Below are 20,639 nucleotides of genomic sequence, written 5' to 3'. Positions count from 1 at the left end.
GCCGTCACGGGACACTGCAATTCCCCGCCTGCCCGTACTCGCACATCGGCGCCGCCGCGAGCTGCACGGGGGCTCCGTCGCACAGTGCCACACGACAACAGAGGGCTGGGATGGGATCACCTGAAGCGCGCGAGGTTCCGCCGGGCAGGGGCTCGGTGCGTCTCGCACTCCGTTATTACGGACGCGAGTTAGCCCGGCTCCGGCGCCTGACGCTGCCCGCGATGCTCCTGCCGGCGCTGGGCAACATCGGCATCAACTACATCGCGCCCCTGGTCATCGCGAAGCTCGTGGGCCGAATCGCCGGCGACAGCGGTATCACCATCGGCTCGACGCTGCCCTACGTCCTCGGCTTCGCCGGCGTCCTGCTGCTCGCGGAGACGCTGTGGCGCGTCGGCCTGCACTGCTTGAACCGCCTTGACGCCCATGGCATCGAGCAACTGTACGTGATCGGCATGGACGAGCTGTTCGCCAAGGACGCCGCGTTCTTCCACGACAACTTCGCCGGGTCGCTGACCAAGCGGGTGCTGAGCTTCGCTTCCCGCTTCGAGGAGTTCGTCGGCACGCTCACGTTCTCGGTGGTGGGCAGCTTCGTGCCGCTGATGTTCGGGTCGGTGGTGCTGTGGCGCTACGAACCGCTGCTCGTTGTCGGACTCCTGGCGATGATCGCACTGACGGCGCTGTGCGTGACGCCCCTGATCCGTCGCCGCCAGGCGCTCGTTGACCAGCGCGAGGAGGCGATCGCTCGGGTGTCGGGCCACGTCGCCGACAGCCTGATGAACATGGACACGGTCCGGGCGTTCGCCGCCGAGGACCGCGAGGCCGCCGAGCATCGGTCCCGCGTCGCGACATCGAGGCGGCTCACGCTGCGGTCGTGGGACTACGGCAACCTGCGCATCGACACACTGGTCGCGCCGATGTCCGTGCTGACCAACGCGCTGGGCCTGCTGCTCGCGGTCGCACTCGGCGGGGGCAGGCACGGCGTGGAGGCGGTCGTTGTCACCTTCACGTACTACACCAACGCGACGCGGATCATGTTCGAGTTCAACCAGATCTACCGCCGCCTGGAGAGTTCGATGACGGAGGCGGCGCAGTTCACCGAACTGCTGCTGACGCCGCCGACGGTGCTCGACCCGGTGTCGCCGGAGCCACTGCTGTCCCGGGCCGCCGACGTCCGTTTCGAGCAGGTGACCTTCGCCCACGGGGGCGCGCATCAGCTCTTCAAGGACCTCGACCTGACTGTGCCCAGTGGGGCGAAGATCGGCCTCGTCGGCCGGTCCGGCGGCGGCAAGACCACGCTCACTCGGCTGCTGCTGCGGATGACGGACATCGACGCCGGCCGGATCCTGATCGGGGGTCAGGACATCAGCATGCTGCGCCAGGCCGACCTGCGCAGCCTGATCGCCTACGTGCCGCAGGACCCGGCCATGTTCCACCGCACCCTGCGGGAGAACATCGCGTTCGCCCGACCGGACGCCACCGACGCCGACATCCGCCGCGCGGCCGAGGCGGCGCACGTCACAGAGTTCGCCGACGCGCTGCCGGACGGCTTCGACACCATGGTGGGCGAGCGCGGGGTGAAGCTGTCCGGCGGACAGCGCCAGCGGGTCGCTCTCGCCAGGGCGATCCTGCGCGACGCACCGATCCTGCTGCTCGACGAGGCGACCAGCGCCCTGGATTCCGAGAGCGAGATCCTCGTCCAGGAGGCGCTGTGGCGGCTCATGGAAGGACGGACGGCGCTTGTGGTCGCGCACCGACTGAGCACGGTCGCCACCATGGACCAGCTCGTCGTCCTCGACCGCGGACGGATCGTCGAGCAGGGTACGCACCAGGAGCTGCTCTCCTCGGACGGCGCCTACGCCAAGCTGTGGCAGCACCAGTCAGGCGGCTTCCTCGACGACACCTCCGCACGGGCCGACCTCCACTGAACGCGAGCCCGGCGCGGCCGCCCTCGTCCGTACCGGGCGGACGGCCCAAGAGCCCGGCCCCGGCGCAGACCGGCACCGGGCTTCCTCGTGACTTCCGGCCTGGTCGGCGACCGCCTCATGCCGGTGCGCCCCGAGGACCTCCGTGGCCGGCCATGAGGATTTCGTCCGACGGGCTCGAGGCGTGTACGCCCCGGGAGCAAGCCCGCCCCTCTCTCGATTCCTCGGCACCGAAACTCTTTCGCCAGACAGGCCGGCGCTCTGCTTGGCTCGCCCCATGAGCGATCTCAACGTCCGCCGCGCGACCCTCTCGGACATCGACACCGTGCTGCAGTTCTGGAGCGAAGCCGCGGAAGGAACGAGCATCAGCGACGACCACGACGGAGTGGCCCGACTCATCACACGGGACCCCGAAGCCCTGCTCCTCGCAGAGCGCGACGGCGTCCTCACCGGAACCGTCATAGCCGGCTTCGACGGATGGCGATGCTCCGCCTACCGACTGGCCGTACACCCGGACCACCGACGGCAAGGCATCGCCACCGCCCTGCTGGAAGCAGCCGAACAGCGATTCGCCTCCCTGGGCGGGCGACGGGTCGACGCCATGGTCCTGGAAGCCAACGAACAGGCACACCACACGTGGGCCGCCACTGGCTACCAGCGCGAGGACCACTGGCGACGCTGGGTCAAGCCGCTGTAGGAACATGTTTGTGACCAGCCAGGATTCGACGGCCGGCGCTGCCATCCGTACCGGCTCGCGGTGCACCCGGACGCGGGCCGCCGGGTACGCGCCCGAGGAGCAGTGGCGCCGCTGGGTGAAACCCCTCGCGCACCACATGACTTTGCCGAACCTTTACCATGGAGGGGATGACCGGCCCTTTCACGGGGTCAACCCGTCTCACCATGGAGAAGTGTGAGCATCAGCAGAAGAGCGAGCCTCCCGGAGCCCGACCTCGCGCGGTCGCCGCGTCCCCGGCCGATCCTGGGACGGAGGTGACCCGATGACCGAAGTACTCCTGCTGCTGGTGGCGATCCTGCTCTCGCTCGCCTGCGGTGGATTCGTGGCGGCGGAGTTCTCGCTCACCACCGTCGAGCGCAGTGAGCTGGAGCTCGCCGTACGACGCGGTGAGCGTGGCGCGTCGGGCGCCCTGAAGGCCGTACGGAATCTGACGTTCCAGCTCTCCGCCGCCCAGCTCGGCATCACGGTCACCAATCTGGTGGTCGGCATGCTCTCCGAACCGTCGATCGCCAGGCTGATCGCGGGCCCGCTCGGCTCGCTGGGCCTGTCCCGCTCCACGTCCACATCCGTGGCCCTGGTCATCGGCACGGGTCTGTCGACCGTCTTCCTGATGGTGGTCGGCGAACTGGTTCCCAAGAACTGGGCGATCTCCTCGCCGCTGGCGGTGGCCAAGCGGGTGGGCACGCCGCTGCGCTGGTTCAGCCTCGTGTTCCGCCCGTTCATCACGCATCTGAACAACACGGCCAACCACACGGTCCGCCGCTTCGGCCTCGAACCGGCCGAGGAGCTGGCCTCCGCGCGCAGCCCCCAGGAACTGGTGGCGCTCGCCCGGCACTCCGCCAAGGAGGGCGCCCTGGAGGCGGACACCGCCGAGCTGTTCGTACGCACCCTCAACCTCGCCGACCTGACCGCGGAGAACGTGATGACCCCGCGCGTCCAGGTGATCGCCCTGGACGTCCAGGCGACCTGCGAGGACGTGGCGAACGCGACGCGCGCGACGGGCCTGTCCCGCTTCCCCGTCTACCGGGGCAACCTGGACTCGGTCGTCGGCATCGCGCACATCAAGGACGTCGTGGCCGTGCCCGCCGAGGCGCGGCCGCACCGTTCGGTCGCGCAGATGATGCGCGAATCACTCTTCGTCCCGGAGTCCCTCACCGTCGACCGGCTGCTGGACCGGCTCTCCGGCAAGAACACCATGGCCGTCGTCATCGACGAGTACGGCGGCACCGCCGGAGTCGCCACCCTGGAGGACATCGTCGAGGAGGTCGTCGGCGAGGTGCGCGACGAGCACGACCCGCACGAGACGCCCGATCTGGCCCCGGCCGGTGCGGACGCCGCCGGCCGCGCGCTGTACTCGGCCGACGGCTCGGCCCGTGTCGACCAGCTCGCACGGGTCGGGCTGCGGGTGCCCGAAGGCCCGTACGAGACGCTCGCCGGGCTGATCGCCACGGAGATCGGGCGCATACCGGCCAAGGGGGACAGCGTCGAGGTGGCCGGGTGGCGCCTCGACGTGGTGGACGCGACGGGGCGCCGGGCCGCGCGGGTGCTCCTGCGCGCGCCGGCCGCCGAACAGCAGGAGGAGGAGCGATGACCCTCGTCCAATTGCTGATCGGTCTGCTGACGCTCGTCGTGAACGCCTTCTTCGTGGGCGCCGAGTTCGCGTTCATCTCCGTCCGCCGCAGCCAGATCGAGCCGCACGCCGAGGCGGGCGACCGACGGGCCCGCAGTGTGCTGTGGGGCCTGGAGCATGTGTCGGCGCTGCTCGCGGCCGCGCAGCTCGGCATCACCCTGTGCACCCTGGTCCTCGGTGTCGTCGCGGAGCCGGCGATCGAGCATCTGCTGGAGCCGGTGTTCCACGCGGTCGGCGTGCCGCCGGGCGCGGGCCGGGCGGTGTCGTTCGTGATCGCGCTGGCCCTGGCGACGTACCTGCACATGCTGCTCGGCGAGATGGTGCCGAAGAACGTCGCACTCGCCGAGCCGGTGCGGCTGGCGCTGCTGCTCGGCCCGCCGCTGGTCGCTCTGTCCCGGACCCTGCAGCCGGTGATCTTCGCCGTGAACGCGTTCGCGAACGGGCTGCTCACGCTGTTGCGCGTGGAGACGAAGAGCGAGGTCACCGCCACCTTCTCGGACGACGAACTGGCACGGCTCGTCACGGACTCCAGCCAGGCCGGGCTCATCGACGACCGCGCCCTGGAGCGGCTGCACGACGCCCTGGAACTGGGCCGGCGGCCGGTGCGCGACGTGGTGGTGCCGCTGGAGCGGGTGAGGTACGCGCGTGTGGGCATCACTCCGGAGGAGCTGGAGCGGCTGTCGGCCGAGTCCGGGTTCTCGCGGTTCCCGGTGGTCGACGAGGGGCGGCTGATCGCCGGCTATCTGCACGTCAAGGACGCACTGGACGCGTCGCCGCGGGACGAGCCGTTCCGGCTGCAGGACATGCGGCCCATCGCGCGGGTACGGGAGAGCACGCCGCTGGACGACGTGCTCACGGCGATGCGCGGCAGCCGTACGCACCTGGCGGCGGTCCAGGGCGCGGACGGCCGCCTGGCGGGCCTGGTCACGATGGAGGACGTCCTGCGGGAGTTGTTCGGCCGGCGGCCCTGACGCATCAGGTGCCACGGCGGGCACCCCCGGTGGGGGCTCGGGTGCGCCGCAGCGGGGCTCGGGGGTACCGCGGCCCGGCGGAGCGGGGTGGCCGGCGGCCGGCGACCCGCGCCGGACGACGGCGGCCGGGAGCGGGCCGACCGACCGACGGGTATGGGTGCGGGATACCATCGTCGGCGCCATGCAGACGAACCCCACCCACACCAGCCTGGTCGCGGTCGGCGACTCCTTCACCGAGGGCATGTCGGACCTGCTTCCCGACGGCTCGTACCGCGGCTGGGCCGATGTCCTCGCGGGCCGGATGGCCGCCCGGACGCCCGGATTCCGGTATGCCAACCTGGCCGTGCGCGGCAAGCTCATCGGCCAGATCGTCGAGGAGCAGGTCGACCGCGCCGCGGCGATGCGGCCCGACGTGATCACTCTGGTCGGCGGCCTGAACGACACACTGCGGCCCCGTTACGACATGGGCCGGGTACGGGATCTGCTGACCGAGGCCGTGGAGCGGCTCGCCCCCTCGTGCAAGCAGCTCGTCCTGATGCGCAGCCCAGGCCGTCAGGGCCCGGTCCTCGAACGCTTCCGGCCTCGTATGGAGGAACTGTTCGCCTGCGTCGACGCACTCGCCGAGCGGCACGGCGCGCTGGTGGTCGACCTCTACGGCGCGCCCTCGCTCGCCGATCCGCGCCTGTGGGACGTGGACCGGCTGCATCTGACGGCCGAGGGACACCGCCGGGTGGCGGAAGCCGTGTGGCAGACGCTCGGATACGAGCCGGAGGACACGGAGTGGCGTACGCCGATGCCGCCGAGCGCTCCGCCCGGCTGGCTCGCGCGCCGGGCCGCGGACGTCCGCTTCACCCGGCAGCATCTGCTGCCGTGGATAGGGCGGCGGCTGACGGGCCGCTCATCGGGCGACGGCCGCCCGGCCAAGCGTCCGGACCTGCTGCCGTACGAGGGGCCGGCCGTCCAGGAGTAGGGGCCGCCGCGAGGGGAGTCGCGCGTGACCACCAGGGTGATCAACGTCAAGGGGCCGGCTCCCGGACTTCGGTCCCCGGCCGGAGTACGCCCCCGGCGATGTGGTCCACGTCGGGCGGCACCTGGTCAGGGGCGGCCGGGACCTGCCTCAGCGCCCGCGTGACGGCGGTCTCGTGGCTTCCTCCGAACCGCCCGGTGGCGCCGGCTTGCACTAAGCGCCAGTAGAATCGGGACACGTGACTGCTGCGCCCGCAAAGCCCCGAATCCCGAATGTCCTCGCCGGACGCTACGCCTCCGCCGAGCTTGCCACGCTCTGGTCCCCCGAGCAGAAGGTGAGGCTGGAGCGACAGCTCTGGCTCGCCGTGCTGCGGGCCCAGAAGGACCTGGGGGTCGACGTGCCGGACGCGGCGATCGCCGACTACGAGCGTGTGCTCGACCAGGTCGACCTCGCCTCGATCAGCGAGCGCGAGAAGGTCACCCGGCACGATGTGAAGGCCCGGATCGAGGAGTTCAACGCCCTCGCCGGACACGAGCAGGTGCACAAGGGCATGACCTCCCGCGATCTGACGGAGAACGTCGAGCAGCTACAGCTCCGGCTCTCCCTGGAGCTGATGCGCGACCGCACGGTGGCCGTGCTGGCGCGCCTCGGCAAGCTCGCGGCCGAGTACGGCGAGCTGGTCATGGCCGGCCGCTCCCACAACGTGGCCGCGCAGGCCACCACCCTCGGCAAGCGCTTCGCGACCACCGCCGACGAACTGCTCGTGGCCTACGGCCGGGTCGAGGAGCTGCTCGGCCGCTACCCGCTGCGCGGCATCAAGGGCCCCGTCGGCACGGCCCAGGACATGCTCGACCTGCTTGGCGGGGACGCGGCCAAGCTCGCGGAGCTGGAGCGGCGGATCGCCCGTCACCTGGGCTTCTCGCACGCCTTCACCTCGGTCGGCCAGGTCTACCCGCGCTCACTCGACTACGAGGTGGTCACCGCGCTGGTGCAGCTCGCCGCCGCGCCGTCGTCGCTGGCCAGGACGATCCGGCTGATGGCCGGGCACGAGCTGGTCACCGAGGGCTTCAAGCCCGGTCAGGTCGGCTCGTCGGCGATGCCGCACAAGATGAACACCCGCTCCTGCGAACGCGTCAACGGCCTGATGGTGGTCCTGCGCGGCTACGCCTCGATGACCGGCGAGCTGGCGGGCGACCAGTGGAACGAGGGCGACGTGTCCGACTCGGTGGTGCGCCGGGTCGCACTGCCGGACGCGTTCTTCGCGCTGGACGGTCTGCTGGAGACGTTCCTGACGGTGCTCGACGAGTTCGGCGCCTTCCCCGCCGTCATCTCACGCGAGCTGGACCGCTATCTGCCGTTCCTCGCCACGACCAAGGTGCTGATGGCGTCGGTGCGCGCGGGCGTCGGCCGGGAGGTGGCCCACGAGGCCATCAAGGAGAACGCCGTGGCCTGCGCGCTCGCGATGCGCGAGCAGGGCGCCGAGCGCAACGAGCTGCTGGACCGGCTGGCCGCCGACGAGCGTATCCCGCTGGACCGCGCGCAGCTCGACGCGCTGATGGCGGACAAGCTGTCCTTCACGGGCGCCGCGGCCGACCAGGTCGCCACCGTGGTGGGCCGCGTCGAGGAGATCGCGAAGCAGCACCCCGAGGCCGCCGGCTACACCCCGGGAGCGATCCTCTGACCCGGTTCACCCCGGTGGAGTCTCGGGCCGCCCGCGACCGTTTCTAGTGCCGAAGCCGGCAGGGGGCGTCCGTACGGGGGTGGGGCGGTCGTGCGGAGTATGCCCCGTACGACCGCCCCACCGATGGGTCAGGTACGCGACCAGCTCTGGTTGCTGCCGCCGTTGCAGGTCCAGATGTCCAACGGGGCGCCGTCGCCGGTGGCCTGGCCGACCACGTCGAGACACTTACCCGACGCGACACCGATGACCGTGCCGTTGCCCATGACCCTCCACTGCTGGGCGGCGGTGTTCGTGCAGTCGGTGATCTCCACGCGGGTGCCGTCAGCGGTGCCCCCGCCCACGGGCTGGAGGCATTTGGTGCCGTAGACGGTCAGCTGGTTGGCGGCCGTCGAGGTCCACTCCTGGTTGGCTCCGCCGTTGCAGTAGTACAGCGTAGGCTGGGTGCCGTTGGTCTGGCTGTACCCGGGAACGTCCACGCAGCGGTCCGACTGCCGGCCGTGGAGCAGGCCGTCGACATCGCCGCGAAGCCACTGCTGGTTCTTGCCGCCGGTGCAGGACCAGATCTCCAGCGGGGTGCCGTCCACCGTGCCCTGGCCCGTCGCGTCCAGGCACTTGCCGGAGGAGACGTTGACGACGGTGCCGTCCGCGTTGACGTTCCACTGCTGGGCGGCGCTGCCGTCGCAGCCGGTGATCTGGACGGTCAGTCCGTCGGCGGTGCCGCCGCCGTTGGGCATGAGGCACTTGCTGCCGTAGACCATGAGCTGCTTGGACGTGGTGGCCCTCCAGCTCTGGTTGCTGCCGCCGTTGCAGTCCCACAGCTCGACCGGGGTGCCGTCGGCCTGGCTCTGGCCGGTGACGTCCGCGCACAGCCCGGAGTCCACGCCCCGCAGGACGCCGGTGACATCGCCGGCGGCGTTGGGGGTGACGGAGAGGTTGTCGAACTGGTCGGTCTGGTAGCCGACCACCCCGACGCCGACCTGCCCGGCGCTGTACGAGTTGTCGTGGACGGTGCCGAGGGCGGCACCGTCCAGGGTCGCGGTGATCTGGTCGCCGGAGAAGCCGAGCGAGAGGGTGTGCCAGGTGTTGAGGCCGAGCGACGCGTGGCTGCCCGAGGCCAGGGTGATCAGGGACCCCCCGAGGTCGTTCTTGGCGATCGACCAGGTCCCCGTGTCACTGAGCCGCAGTTGGTAGGCGGTCTGACGGTTCTGCGGACGCGCCTGGACACCGGCCCGCCCGAGCAGGGTCACCGTGCCGGCCTGCCGGAGGTTGACATCGGTGCTGACCGTGTAGTCCGACCACGTCGTGTCGCCGAGGAGGGAGAAGGCGTCGGAGTCGCCCTGCCACTCGATCGGCTTGACCGGGGCCATCTGCTGGACGCACTGGCCCGACCGGCCGCCCGTGCAGGGCTGGACCTCGAAGGAGCCCTGCATGTCGGAGAGGTACTTCGCCTGGGTGTTCGTGGCGTCGGCGTCGAAGTTGTCGGAGTACGGCAGCGCCAGGGCGTGGGCGGCGGGGCTGGTGGCAGTGCCCTTGGCCTGGCCGGTGGTGGTGGTGACCGTGTAGATGTAGCCGGGCTGCATGGTCAGCGAGTAGGAGCCGCCGGACGGGGTGATGTCCTGGGTGTGCACGAGGTTCACGCCCGCGTTGGGGGAGTTCACATCCGTCGCCCACACGTGGACGGTGCCCGTCGACAGGCCGCCCTGGACGTGGAAGTCAGCGGTCTGCGGGGAGTTGGCGGTCGTGGTCTCCAGCACGGAGGTGTAGTCACTGCCGTTCGGCGACTTCAGCGTCACGTAGCTGCCGTTGCTCTCGGCTCCGCCGAGATAGCCGGAGGCGGAGTCGATGAACTTCCAGCCCGGCTGGGTGAACTGGGTGACCTGCGCGGTGGCCCACACGTTCTCACCCACGCTGTACTGGCCCGACCAGGGCGAGTTCGCCGTCATCAGGCCGACGGTGGGGAAGGGGAGGTTGGGGTAGACCGCGGCGATGAGCGGCCAGTTGAAGTACGCGGTCAGGTTCGCGTCGATGTAGCCGCGGGTGATGGAGCGGATCAGCGCGGGCGCTCCGCTGTCCATGTCCTGCGAGCCGTTCTCGCTGGCCCACAGCGGTTTGCCGTTGTTCTTCGCATTGGCTGTGCTGGAGCAGGTCTCGGCGTTGCCACCGATGGCACCGGCGCAGGGGTAGTGCGAGCCGATGACTGAGATCGCGTCGTTGAAGGCGGAGTTGGTGGCCATGTCGTCGGCGACGTTCCAGCTCGTGTCGTCACCCACGATCTGCACGCTGGAGTAGCCCGCGGCGTTCAGGGCGGCACTCAGCTGGATGTACCAGTTGACGTCGTATCCGCGTTCGTTCCATCCGCCGAGGTAGTCGATGGCCAGACCGTGCTGCTTGGCACACCCCAGCCAGGAGACGAGGTAATTGATCGTGTCGGTGGACCAGAATCCGCCGTTGATCCAGCCGGGCGCGGCCCAGGCCAGGCCGTAGAGCTTGATGCCGGGGTTGCGGGACTTGGCCTGCTCCATCAGCCAGAACTCGTAGCCGGCGGAGCAGTTCACTGTGCCCCTGCTGTGTTCGATCGACGGCTCCGAACCATCGGTCGAGTTGGCGTCACCGCCTATCTCCACCTTGAGCATCTGGAGGTTGGCGCCGTAGTCCGGCTTGAAGAGATAATCCAGGATCTGGTTCTGCTGAGCCGCCGGATAGTCGGTCAGCAGGCGCGAATTGCCGCCGCCTCCGCTGATGGCACCGATACCGTCAAATGTCCGGCCGCTTTTGGCTCCGTCCACGGTCACGGACGTCGTGGAATCGGCCTGCGCCGGCACAGTGTCCACCGTCAGGAAGACAGCGAGCCAGGCCAGTACGACCAACAGGGCAAGTCTTTTTGTGCGTTTCACTGGTGTTCCCCTACCGAGAAAGTGGAGTGGCGCGCGGGGCGCTGGGGTTTTTGCTGCAGGGTCCGGCCGGCGGCGCAGTGACCCGACCGGCGGATTGATCAGTGTGCCGATGGCGCCGCAGGCATGGCGTGGGGAGCGGCTCTGGGTGCCCCTCTGCCCGAAGGGCCGCGGGATTGCCGGCCGAAAGCCCTCGAACTGGACGTATGTGGGCTTTTGACCAATACGACGATGGGGCCACCGCCCGCGCATGAGGGTCCCCCGCTCGAGCGAAGTCGAAAGTGGGGGAGGAGCGTAGCGCGGGGAAGCGTGTCGGGCATCTCGACGGGATGAAAATTGCCTGTTCGGGCACTCATCGAAGGTGCCTGGGAATGACTGATTGACCCTGTTGCGAGCGGCCCATAGCCTGCGGCGGCGTACAAAGGCTGTCGGCACCAACGGCAAGGATGCGCAAAATGTCAGGTAGCAGGAAAAAGAGAAGAAGCTGGATGGTCGCCGCCGCGGCGGCGGGAGCAGGCCTGACCATGCTCACCGCCACACTGAACGGCGCGACCACCGCCTCGGCCGCCACCCCTGATGTGGTCGACACCGGAGGAACGGTGCTTCCCGGCAGGGCCGCCGGCCGGACGGGAACCCTCGGCGTCACCTTCGGGTACGACCAGAACACCCTGTCGGGCAACTACAATTACACCGCCAACACCCATTACAACATCCCCATGTACAAAGCGTCCCTTTCGGACCCCACCGGTTTCTGGGACAACTACGTGGAGGAACTGCTCACGGCCGGCGTCGACTACGTGGCGATGGACATCCGGGGCTTCACACCTGGGAGTGCGCAACCCGACCAGGCGGGCGACCCGCGCTACCTGACCGGCCTGGTCGACGCGATCAATCGGCTGGGCGCGGGAGACCGACTCAAGATCGCGGCGTTCGACGACACCGCGGCCTCCCTCACGGACCGGAAAAACCAGGTGGTGCACCACACCGGTGGCGGCACGCCGCCCTTTGACATCGGTGACGCCGCCGGCACCGGCGAAGGCGGCTACCAGTACTTCTGGGAGAACAACGAGCGAGCCTATTTCCAGGCCGTCCCGGACAACCTGCGTTTCAAGATCAACGGTCGGCCCGTGGTCTACGAGTGGTCCGTGACGGACCCCTTCTTCACCAACCAGGGAAATGGCAACCTTGCCAATATGCTCAATTACGGCCGGTCGCACGCGGAGTCCGAATTCGGCGTCAACCCCTTCTACATCCTGGACGACAGCTGGAAACGGCTGGACCCCACCGTCCAGCAGGACGGCTCCGACGGCTGGTTCGGCCTGACCAACCCCAGCACCCTCGACACCACCAACGGGATGAAGTTCGGCGCGGCGGTCCCCGGCTTCAGCGTCGTGATGGACACGACGAACATGGTCATCGATCCCAACCACGGCCAGACGCTGAGCCAGGACATGGAGAACACGGTCAACTCCGGTGCCGACACCACCCTGGTGGAGGGCTTCACCGACTGGCAGGAGAATGCCCTGCTCGGACGGGAGGCCGATGGCACGTACGACCAGCGGCATGTGGACTACCCCAACCAGATGCTGAACATCCTGCGCCGCTACTCGCGCAGCCCGTTCCCCGACACCGTGCAGATCCAGGCGGAGACCGCGGACAGCTACAGCGACGCGACGCCGGGCAACGTCTTCAACACCTACCGCGACGGTGATCTTGACGTCCAGGCCACCGGTGACACCGGCGGCGGCTGGAACGTCGGCAGCATCGACGACAACGAGTGGCTGCAGTGGCAGCAGATCGGCATGCAGGGCCGCGAGAACCTGAAGGTCCGCGTCGCCACCCCCAACAACGGTGCCCAGCTCCGCTTCGTGATCGACGGAGTCGCCGGCCCCACCGTCGGCCTGCCCAACACCGGTGGCTGGCAGACCTACCAGACGGTCGACGCCGGCACGTTCGACTTCGCCCCGGGCACCTACCACACGGTGCGCATCGAATTCCCCAAGGGGCAGTTCAACCTGAACTCCTGGACCGGCCAGTCCCTCGCCACCGGTCCGACCGGCCCGATCACCGGCATCGCCGGGAAGTGCGTCGACGACACGGCCATGGGCACGGCCAACGGCACTGCGATCGAGCTGTACGACTGCAACGGCACGAGTGCGCAGCAGTGGACCGTGCAGAACGACGGCACACTCCGGATCTACGGCAAGTGCATGGACGTCACCGGCGGCGCGACCACGAACGGGACTCAGGTGGAGTTGTACGACTGCAACGGCGGCGGGTCGCAGCAGTGGGCGTACGACACGGCCACCGGAACGCTGATCAACCCGCCCTCCGGCCGCTGCCTGGATGCCACCGGTGGCGGTTCGGCCAACGGCACGCGCCTGGAGATCTGGGACTGCAACGGCGGCGCGAACCAGAAGTGGAACCTGCCGACCGCATGACCCGCACGTGATGCCCGGAGTGTCGGGTGCCCGCCGCCGCCGGCGGGGAGGGTCACGGGGGATCCGTCTCCGTGACGACGGCGAGGAGTTGCAGCGGCAGCTCCGTGTCCCACCGGTACACGCCGAGGGCGACCCACCTGCCCGTCTCGGGCGACTTCCACAGCTGGACGTCCGGCACATGCCCGCTCAGGGCGGCCCAGGGCTCCTCGATGCCCTCGCCGTCCAGGGTCCGTTCGAGCACGCTGTAGAGACTGAAGACCTGGGGCGGCCCCCATCGCTCGGCCAGCCGCTCGCCGAGGCCGTCCCGGTCGGCCTCGTACTGCGCCTCCGCCTCCTCCCGCCCGCTCCCGCCGTTCTCCCGGAATCCGCCGCTCGTCCGTAAAGCCGCCGTGTGATACCCGGGGCCGCTCTCACCGTGCTCCGTCCTGCCGTGCGCCGCGGGGAACTCCCGGGCACACAGAAGGTCTATGACGGACAGGCACCTCACGATGTCCATGTGGTCCAGTAAAGCGGTCACCACTGACAAGTGGCGTGGCGTCAGACATCCGCCGGGCGTGCGGCCGGCCCGGCGGCTGTGCGGTGCCTGCCGTGGGACGGCCGGCCGCGCCCGTTCCGCTCGGCTGCCGCACGGCCCTCGCGGCTGTGCGCGGCTCCGAGTACGATCCGGCCAACACGCGCGCGAGCTGGGAGGACGGACCGTGGGGCGGCTGACCGGCGGGGACCCCTCTCTGCTCAGAAGGATCAACTCCGCGGTGGTGCTGCACGCGCTGCGTGCCACGGACTGCGCGACGCTCACCGAGGTCACCCGGGTGACCGGGCTGTCCCGGCCGACCGTCGAGGGCGTGGTCGAGGGGCTGATCGAGGCCGGGCTCGTGGTGGAGCAGGCGGCCGAGGAGGGTGCGGCCCGTCGGCAGGGACGGCCCGCGCGAAGGTTCCGGTTCCGGGCGGAGGCGGGCCATCTGCTCGGCCTGGACGTCGGTTCCCACCGGGTGACCGCCCTCCTCGCCGACCTCGACGGCCGGGAGCTGGGCTCACTGTCCAAGGAGATCTCCGAGACGGCGCCGGCGGACGAACGTCTGGACCGGCTGCGGGGCACGGTCGCCGAGCTGCTGCGCCGTGCGGGCGTGGCACGCGGTTCGCTGCGCGCGGTGGGTGTGGGCAGCCCCGGGATCGTGGAGACGGACGGCACCGTGCGTCTGGGCACGGCCCTGCCGCAGTGGACCGGTCTGCGGCTGGGCGAACGGCTGAGCCGCTCCTTCAAGTGCCCGGTCCTCGTCGAGAACGACGCCAACGCGGCGGCCGTGGCCGAGCACTGGAAGGGCGCCGCCACCGAGTCCGACGACATCGTCTTCGTGCTGGCGGGGCTGAGTCCCGGCGCCGGTGCGCTGATCGGCGGACGGCTGCACCGCGGCTACGGCGGAGCGGCCGGGGAGATCGGCGCCCTGCACCTGCTGGGCCGCGAGGCGGCTCCGGAGACGCTGTTGTCGACCACGGACGAACCGTTGCAGCCGCTGGACGAACAGCAGGTCGCCGATGTCTTCGCCCTCGCCCGCGAGGGCGACCAGCGGGCCCGCGCGGCCGTGGACCGCTTCCTGCAGCGGCTGGTGCACGATGTGGCCGCCCTCGTCCTGGCCCTCGATCCCGAACTGGTCGTCATCGGCGGCTGGGCCGCGGGGCTGGACGGTGTACTGGATCCGCTGCGCCGCGAGCTGGACCGCTACTGCCTGCGCCCGCCGAAGGTGACCCTGTCACGGCTCGGCGAGGCCGCGGTGGCGACGGGGGCACTGCGGCTGGCGCTGGACCATGTGGAGGGGCAGCTGTTCGCGGTGGAGAGCACGGTCACGGCGCGGCGCTGAACCGGACGGGGCCGGGTCCGGCCGCGTGGGTGTGCCGGCGGCGGCTCTCGGCGGTCGCCTCGTGGGCCCACGGTTCGCTCGATCCCCGGCACGGCGGAGCGCCGGGGCGGGGTCGGCCCCGGTGTCCCTCCCGCGGCCGGTCAGGAGGCGCGGCGCTCGGGATCGTGGTGGATCTCGACGCGGCCCGAGGCACCGAAGGTCAGGCGGCAGGTGTCGGCGCGGTACGTGGCGAGCGAGACCGCCGCCGTCCGGCCCCCGGCGTGGTAGCGGGTGGTGACGACGAGGACGGGTGCTCCGGGCAGCCGGTCCAGCTCCTTGGCGTCCTCGGCGCTCGCCGAGCCCAGCTCGACGGCCTGGTCCTGGTCCTGAAGCTCCAGGTGCTGCAGCTCGCGCAGCACGGCACGCGCGCGTGCCGCACCGGAGGGTGCGTCGATCGCGGAGAGGTCGGGCACCGAGGAGTCCGGGACGTAGAGCAGCTCGGCGGCGACGGGCTGGCCGTGCGTGGTGCGGGAGCGGCGCACGATGTGCACCTGCTCGTCCCGGGCGGTCTTCAGGAGATCCGCCACGGCGGCGGGCGGGACCGCGGCCGTGCAGTCGACCGGCTGCCAGGCGTCGCCCGCGGCGCCCGGCCACGCATGCCGCTCGGCACCGACGGCGACCCCCACGCGCGGCGGGGCGACGGTCGTCCCGACGCCGCGGCGGCGCTGCAGCCGGCCTTCCAGTTCGAGCTGTTCCAGTGCCTGCCGGAGCGTGGCACGGGCGACGCCGAAGCGGGCCGCGAGGTCCCGTTCGTTGGGCAGGATCTCGCCCACCGAGAACTCGGAGTCGAGTGCCTCGGTGAGCACGGTCTTGAGATGCCGGTACTTGGGTTCCGGCACCGATTCCAGCTGCGTGGTCCCCACCCTGTCCTCCGCAATCGCCGTGGTGCGGCGGCGTTTTAGCGCCCTTGTTTATTAAAGGTTGTTGTACTTCTCTGCGACCATAGGGCGACCCTCACCCTTGGTCAAGACCAATCCTCGATCACGTGCGCAGCGCAGGGGGCGGTGCCGCAGGGCGTTCACACGGCGTTCGCGGTGCGCGACATGAATGACACGAGGGCGAACCTTTCGTCCGCGAACGTTCACGTAAGAAGGCATTGCGTCCTCGACCGGGACCGACCGGGGGCTACCGGCCGGTAGTACTTGCTGACAAGCTGTCTACGAACAGCGATCAGCAGCGTGTCCCCAGACGAGGAGCAGCAGCATGGCCGCCACGGTCTCCTTCAGCGTCCCCTCCCCGCACGGCCCGCGGACCGTCACCATCTCGTACGCGCGCGTGGGCACCGGCGAACCGCTCCTGCTGCTGCACGGCGTCGGTCATCACCGTCAGGCCTGGGACCCGGTCGTGGACATCCTGGCCACTGAGCGTGACGTGATCGCGGTGGACCTCCCCGGCTTCGGCGCGTCCCCGGCCCTGCCGGACGGACTCACCTACGACCTGTCGACGCTGGTGCCCGCGCTCGGTTCGCTGTGCGAGGCACTGGAGCTCGGCCGTCCGCATGTGGCGGGCAACTCGCTGGGCGGTCTGCTGGCCCTGGAACTGGGCCGCGAGAAGCTCGTGCGATCCGTCACCGCGCTCTCCCCGGCCGGGTTCTGGACCCCCGCCGAGCGGCGGTACGCGTTCACGGTGCTCCGCGCGATGCGCCAGGCCGCGCGGGCCATGCCGCCGGCGGCGGTGGAGCGGCTGTCCCGCACGGCGGCCGGACGCACGGTGCTGACGAGCACCATCTACGCCCGCCCCGGCCGCCGTTCACCCGAGGCCGTCGCCGCCGAGACCCTCGCGCTGGCCCATGCCGAGGGGTTCGCCGCGACCCTCCGGGCGGGCGCTTCGCTCCGGTTCACGGGGGACCTGCCCGGGCTGCCCGTCACCGTGGCATGGGGCACCCGGGACCGGCTTCTGATACACCGTCAGGGCGTGCGGGCCCTGCGGATCATCCCCAGGGCCCGCCTCGTACGGCTGCCCGGCTGCGGACACGTGCCGATGAACGACGATCCGGCGCTGGTCGCGCGGGTCATCCTGGACGGCAGCCGGTAGGCGCGCCGGGAGCGGAGCATCGGCGCGGACGCCCGTCGCGCCCCGACGCGCGACCCGGCCCGGACGCTGCGGTCCGGTCCCCCACCCCTTTCCTGAAGCGTGCGCGTGAGGCCCACGCGGCGGTGCGCTCGCCGGCCGCGTACGGGACGACGACCGGGCACGGCATGCGTCCGGCGCCCGGAAGAGCGCATGCGAGGCGATCCGGGTCCCCGTGGTACCAGGCCCGGTTGTTCACCCGTGGTTTCCATGTGCGCCGCGGCGCACCAGTAGGTGTGGCAGTGCCCGTTTGACAGGAACCGTCCACCGGAGGCGCCTTCATGTCGCACCGTCCCTTCCCCGCCCGCCGCAGCGTCCTGCGCGGCTCCCTGGCCGCGTCGGCGGCCCTCACTCTGCCCACCGCGCTCGGCGCGGCACCGGCGTTCGCCCTGTCGGGGCGTCCGAAGGCGGATTGGGGTGTCCAGGCCGGTGACGTGAGCGCGCACTCCGGTCTTGTCTGGGTGCGCTCCGACCGCCCCGCCCGGATGATCGTCGAGACCTCGGCGACCGAGTCGTTCCGCAATCCGCACAGATGGCAGGGCCCGCTGCTCGGCGCGGACACGGACTTCACCGGCACCACGCGGCTGCACGGGCTGCCGGCCGGCGAGCAGATCCACTACCGCGTGCTGCTCGCCGACCCGGACGACCCGCGGCGCACCGGCGCACCCGTGACGGGCACCTTCCGCACGACCCCGCTCGGACGGCGCCGTGGGGTCCGCTTCCTGTGGTCGGGCGACCTGGCGGGCCAGGGCTGGGGCATCAACCCGGATCTCGGCGGTTACCGGATCTACGACGCGATGGCGAAGCTCGACCCGGGTACAACCTGCTGGACGAGAACCTCAGAAGGTTCAACGCCCAGGTCCCGTCGATCGTCCAGTGGGACGACCACGAGGTCCGCAACAACTGGTACCCCGGCGAGGTGATCGCCTCCTCCGACACCCGCTACACCGAGAAGAGCATCGACGTGCTCGCCGCCCGCGCCCGCCGTGCGTTCAGCGAGTACTTCCCGATCTCGACGCTACGGCCGGGAGACCGGGACGGCCGGGTGTACCGGGTCATGCGGCACGGCCCCCTGCTGGACGTCTTCGTCCTCGACATGCGCACCTACCGCAACGCCAACTCGACCGACGACCAGACTCTCGACCCGCAGGGCATCCTCGGCGCCGAGCAGGTGGAGTGGCTCAAGCGGGAGCTCGCCCGCTCGCGCGCGGTGTGGAAGGTCATCGCCGCGGACATGCCGCTGGGCCTGGTCGTACCGGACCCCATGGAGAACCTGCCCCACATCGAGGCGGTCGCACAGGGCGACCCGGGCGCGCCGCTCGGGCGGGAGCTGCAGATCGCCGATCTGCTGCGGTTCGTCAAGCACCGGAAGATCACGGGCACGCTGTGGCTGACGGCCGACGTGCACCACACCTCGGCGCAGCACTACCACCCCTCGCGCGCCGCGTTCACCGACTTCGAGCCGTTCTGGGAGTTCGTCTCCGGACCGCTCAACGCCGGTGCGTTCCCGGCGAACGCGCTCGACAACACGTTCGGCCCGGACCGGGTGTTCGTGAAGGCGCCGACCGCCTCCAACGTCTCCCCCGCGGGCGGCTACCAGTTCTTCGGCGAGGTCGACATCGACTCAGGCAGCGGGGAGCTGACGGTCCGGCTGAGGGAGCAGGACGGGACCGTGCTGTTCACGCAGGTGCTCCAGCCGGGCCAGGTCGGACAGTAGCCGGCGGCCCTTCCGTACGCTGCCGAACTCTCCTGCCCCTACGGCTGGTTGAGAGGCGCACGACGGTGCCACCGGTCCGCGACCGGCGGCCGGTTCGCGTACCCTCGGTGATCACGCCGCGCACCGGAGTCATCCCCCGGTGCGCGGTGCCGGTGGCTGATCGGCCCGCATGCAAAGCTTCATCAAAAGAACAACAAAAAGGGACAGAAGCACACTTTACTCATCAGACACAAAGCGTTTGTGATCACGCAACACCCTTCCTCCACAGTGGTTGCATGACTTCTGACATGTCTGATGTGAGGCGCGCGAAGCACGGTCGCCCGGTCCACCACTGGCGACGGGATCTGATCGAGCTGGCCGCCCTGTTCACCGCGGTCGCCGTGGCGGACGTGACCGCCAATCTGGTCGGGCACGGCCCCGACGGTCCCGCTCTGCTGGGGCTGTCGGCCGCGGCGCTGGTCGCGACGGCCGGCTTCCACACCTGGTGGACACGCCGCCACGGTCACGCACCCCCGACACGTGATACCGACGCCGGGCCGCCCGCCGAGGGGCAGCAGGCCGGGCCGTCCGAGCGCGACGCGGCCGCCGGGGCGACCGCGCTGTGGCGGATGCGGACCACGGTGAAGGACGAACCGGGCACACTGGCCGCGCTGTGCACGGCGCTGGCCGGGAAACGGATCGACATCCTGTCCCTGCAGACGCACCCGCTGGCCCAGGGCACGGTCGACGAGTTCCTGGTGCGGGCACCGGCCGAGCTGGACGCGGGCGAGATCACGCGGTCCGTCTCGCTCTCCGGTGGCCGCGAGACCTGGATCGAGCGGGCCGACGCACACGACCTCGTGGACGCCCCGACCCGGGTCCTCGGCCTGGCCACGCGCACCGCGCTGGACGCGGCGGAACTCCCGCTCGCGCTGCGTCAGTTGCTCGGCCGGTGCACCATCCGCTCCCTGCCCGCCGTCGTCCCCGGCTCCGGACACCCGGAGGCGGACGCTCCCGTCGAGGGATCCCTGGAGGACACGGTGATGCGACTGCGGGCGCCGGAGGGCGGGGTGATCACGGTGGAGCGGCCGTATCTGCCCTTCACTCCGACGGAGTTCGCCCGGGCGCGGGCGCTGGTCGAACTGGACGCCAGGCTCGGACCGCGTATCCCCGCCGGCCAGGACGTACTGACCCTGCCGAAGGGCACCGCGATCACCGTGCGGCGGGCCGACACCTCGGACCTCGACGCGGCGAAGGAGATGCACGGCCGGTGCTCGCCGCGCACCCTGGGCATGCGTTACCACGGGCCGGTCGACGACGCGGACCGCTACCTCAACCACCTGCTCAGCCCCCGCTTCGGCCGCACCCTCGCGGTGCAGACCCCGTCGGGGCGCATCGTCGGCCTCGGGCATCTGCTGTGGGACGGCGACGAGACCGAGGTCGCGCTGCTCGTCGAGGACGAGTGGCAGCGGCGCGGCATCGGCGGCGAACTCCTCGGACGCCTGGTGACGATGGCGGTCGAGGCGGGCTGCGAGAGCGTCTACGCGGTCACGCAGGCGTCGAACACGGGCATGGTCGCCGCGCTGCGCGGCCTCGGGCTGCCCCTCGAATACCAGATCGAGGAGGGCACCCTCGTCATCACGGCCCGTCTGGACGCCACCCCGGTGGCGTCGGGGCCGCCCTACGGCCACGCCTGCGAGCAGCACGGCGCGAAGGGCACCCAGGACTGAGGGCGGGCA

Annotated in this window: 13 protein-coding genes and 1 pseudogene; 11 read left to right on the top strand and 3 right to left on the bottom strand. The window is 70.6% G+C overall.

Translation table 11 applies throughout. From position 1 onward, the window contains the following. Positions 1–110: 110 nt before the first annotated feature. From ACWD5Q_RS15565 to purB, 6 genes are all read left to right on the top strand, one after another. A complete protein-coding gene (locus ACWD5Q_RS15565; RefSeq protein ID WP_451427513.1) occupies positions 111–1,925 on the top strand; it encodes an ABC transporter ATP-binding protein in 1,815 nt (604 codons plus the stop codon). A 274-nt stretch (positions 1,926–2,199) separates the two neighbouring features. Further along, entirely contained in the window at positions 2,200–2,619 is a 420-nt protein-coding gene (locus ACWD5Q_RS15560) for a GNAT family N-acetyltransferase (protein ID WP_451427512.1), read from the top strand. Positions 2,620–2,920: 301 nt separating this feature from the next. Continuing rightward, positions 2,921–4,249, top strand: a complete 1,329-nt coding sequence (locus tag ACWD5Q_RS15555; RefSeq protein ID WP_451427511.1) for a hemolysin family protein — start codon at positions 2,921–2,923, stop codon at positions 4,247–4,249. Beyond that, positions 4,246–5,259, top strand: a complete 1,014-nt coding sequence (locus tag ACWD5Q_RS15550) for a hemolysin family protein (protein WP_451427510.1) — start codon at positions 4,246–4,248, stop codon at positions 5,257–5,259. The genes ACWD5Q_RS15555 and ACWD5Q_RS15550 overlap by 4 nt, the downstream gene beginning before the upstream one ends. Positions 5,260–5,440: 181 nt before the next feature. Next, positions 5,441–6,229: an SGNH/GDSL hydrolase family protein gene (locus ACWD5Q_RS15545; protein WP_451427509.1), complete on the top strand. Its 789-nt coding sequence runs from the start codon at positions 5,441–5,443 to the stop codon at positions 6,227–6,229. 235 nt (positions 6,230–6,464) lie between these two features. After that, positions 6,465–7,907, top strand: a complete 1,443-nt coding sequence (gene purB / locus ACWD5Q_RS15540; RefSeq protein ID WP_451427508.1) for an adenylosuccinate lyase — start codon at positions 6,465–6,467, stop codon at positions 7,905–7,907. A 128-nt stretch (positions 7,908–8,035) separates the two neighbouring features. Here purB and ACWD5Q_RS15535 read toward each other — a convergent pair whose 3' ends face one another. After that, complete coding sequence (locus ACWD5Q_RS15535) at positions 8,036–10,801, bottom strand: ricin-type beta-trefoil lectin domain protein (RefSeq protein ID WP_451427507.1); 2,766 nt, start codon at positions 10,799–10,801, stop codon at positions 8,036–8,038. A 452-nt stretch (positions 10,802–11,253) separates the two neighbouring features. On the opposite strand from ACWD5Q_RS15535, the gene ACWD5Q_RS15530 reads away from it, so the two are divergent. Next, entirely contained in the window at positions 11,254–13,239 is a 1,986-nt protein-coding gene (locus ACWD5Q_RS15530; protein ID WP_451427506.1) for a DUF5010 domain-containing protein, read from the top strand. A 52-nt stretch (positions 13,240–13,291) separates the two neighbouring features. Here ACWD5Q_RS15530 and ACWD5Q_RS15525 read toward each other — a convergent pair whose 3' ends face one another. Beyond that, the gene (locus ACWD5Q_RS15525) at positions 13,292–13,735 is read right to left on the bottom strand and encodes a hypothetical protein (RefSeq protein ID WP_451427505.1); all 444 of its coding nucleotides are present in this window, start codon (positions 13,733–13,735) and stop codon (positions 13,292–13,294) included. 202 nt (positions 13,736–13,937) lie between these two features. Here ACWD5Q_RS15525 and ACWD5Q_RS15520 point away from each other — a divergent pair, with 202 nt between their 5' ends. Continuing rightward, positions 13,938–15,095: an ROK family transcriptional regulator gene (locus ACWD5Q_RS15520; RefSeq protein ID WP_451427504.1), complete on the top strand. Its 1,158-nt coding sequence runs from the start codon at positions 13,938–13,940 to the stop codon at positions 15,093–15,095. A gap of 140 nt (positions 15,096–15,235) precedes the next feature. Here ACWD5Q_RS15520 and ACWD5Q_RS15515 read toward each other — a convergent pair whose 3' ends face one another. Beyond that, entirely contained in the window at positions 15,236–15,997 is a 762-nt protein-coding gene (locus ACWD5Q_RS15515; protein ID WP_451427503.1) for a GntR family transcriptional regulator, read from the bottom strand. A 340-nt stretch (positions 15,998–16,337) separates the two neighbouring features. Here ACWD5Q_RS15515 and ACWD5Q_RS15510 point away from each other — a divergent pair, with 340 nt between their 5' ends. The 3 genes and pseudogenes from ACWD5Q_RS15510 to ACWD5Q_RS15500 all read left to right on the top strand — a co-directional run bounded on the left by ACWD5Q_RS15510 (position 16,338) and on the right by ACWD5Q_RS15500 (position 20,630). Then, entirely contained in the window at positions 16,338–17,168 is an 831-nt protein-coding gene (locus ACWD5Q_RS15510) for an alpha/beta fold hydrolase (protein WP_451427502.1), read from the top strand. 317 nt (positions 17,169–17,485) lie between these two features. Next, positions 17,486–18,921: pseudogene (locus tag ACWD5Q_RS15505) on the top strand (alkaline phosphatase D family protein). Positions 18,922–19,208: 287 nt separating this feature from the next. Beyond that, positions 19,209–20,630 (top strand): GNAT family N-acetyltransferase, encoded by a 1,422-nt coding sequence (locus ACWD5Q_RS15500; RefSeq protein ID WP_451427501.1) that lies wholly within the window; start codon positions 19,209–19,211, stop codon positions 20,628–20,630. The last annotated feature ends 9 nt before the right edge of the window (positions 20,631–20,639 follow it).

It is taken from the genome of Streptomyces sp. NPDC002513 (assembly GCF_053595355.1).
This window is presented reverse-complemented; position numbering and strand designations above follow the sequence as displayed.

What these genes read in the sequence shown, in the direction of transcription:
- ACWD5Q_RS15500 (WP_451427501.1), top strand. Translation starts at nt 19,209, where the DNA reads ATGTCTGATGTGAGGCGCGCGAAGCACGGTCGCCCGGTCCACCACTGG.
- ACWD5Q_RS15525 (WP_451427505.1), bottom strand. Translation starts at nt 13,735, where the DNA reads ATGGACATCGTGAGGTGCCTGTCCGTCATAGACCTTCTGTGTGCCCGG.
- ACWD5Q_RS15565 (WP_451427513.1), top strand. Translation starts at nt 111, where the DNA reads ATGGGATCACCTGAAGCGCGCGAGGTTCCGCCGGGCAGGGGCTCGGTG.
- ACWD5Q_RS15555 (WP_451427511.1), top strand. Translation starts at nt 2,921, where the DNA reads ATGACCGAAGTACTCCTGCTGCTGGTGGCGATCCTGCTCTCGCTCGCC.
- ACWD5Q_RS15510 (WP_451427502.1), top strand. Translation starts at nt 16,338, where the DNA reads ATGGCCGCCACGGTCTCCTTCAGCGTCCCCTCCCCGCACGGCCCGCGG.
- ACWD5Q_RS15550 (WP_451427510.1), top strand. Translation starts at nt 4,246, where the DNA reads ATGACCCTCGTCCAATTGCTGATCGGTCTGCTGACGCTCGTCGTGAAC.
- ACWD5Q_RS15530 (WP_451427506.1), top strand. Translation starts at nt 11,254, where the DNA reads ATGTCAGGTAGCAGGAAAAAGAGAAGAAGCTGGATGGTCGCCGCCGCG.
- ACWD5Q_RS15545 (WP_451427509.1), top strand. Translation starts at nt 5,441, where the DNA reads ATGCAGACGAACCCCACCCACACCAGCCTGGTCGCGGTCGGCGACTCC.
- ACWD5Q_RS15560 (WP_451427512.1), top strand. Translation starts at nt 2,200, where the DNA reads ATGAGCGATCTCAACGTCCGCCGCGCGACCCTCTCGGACATCGACACC.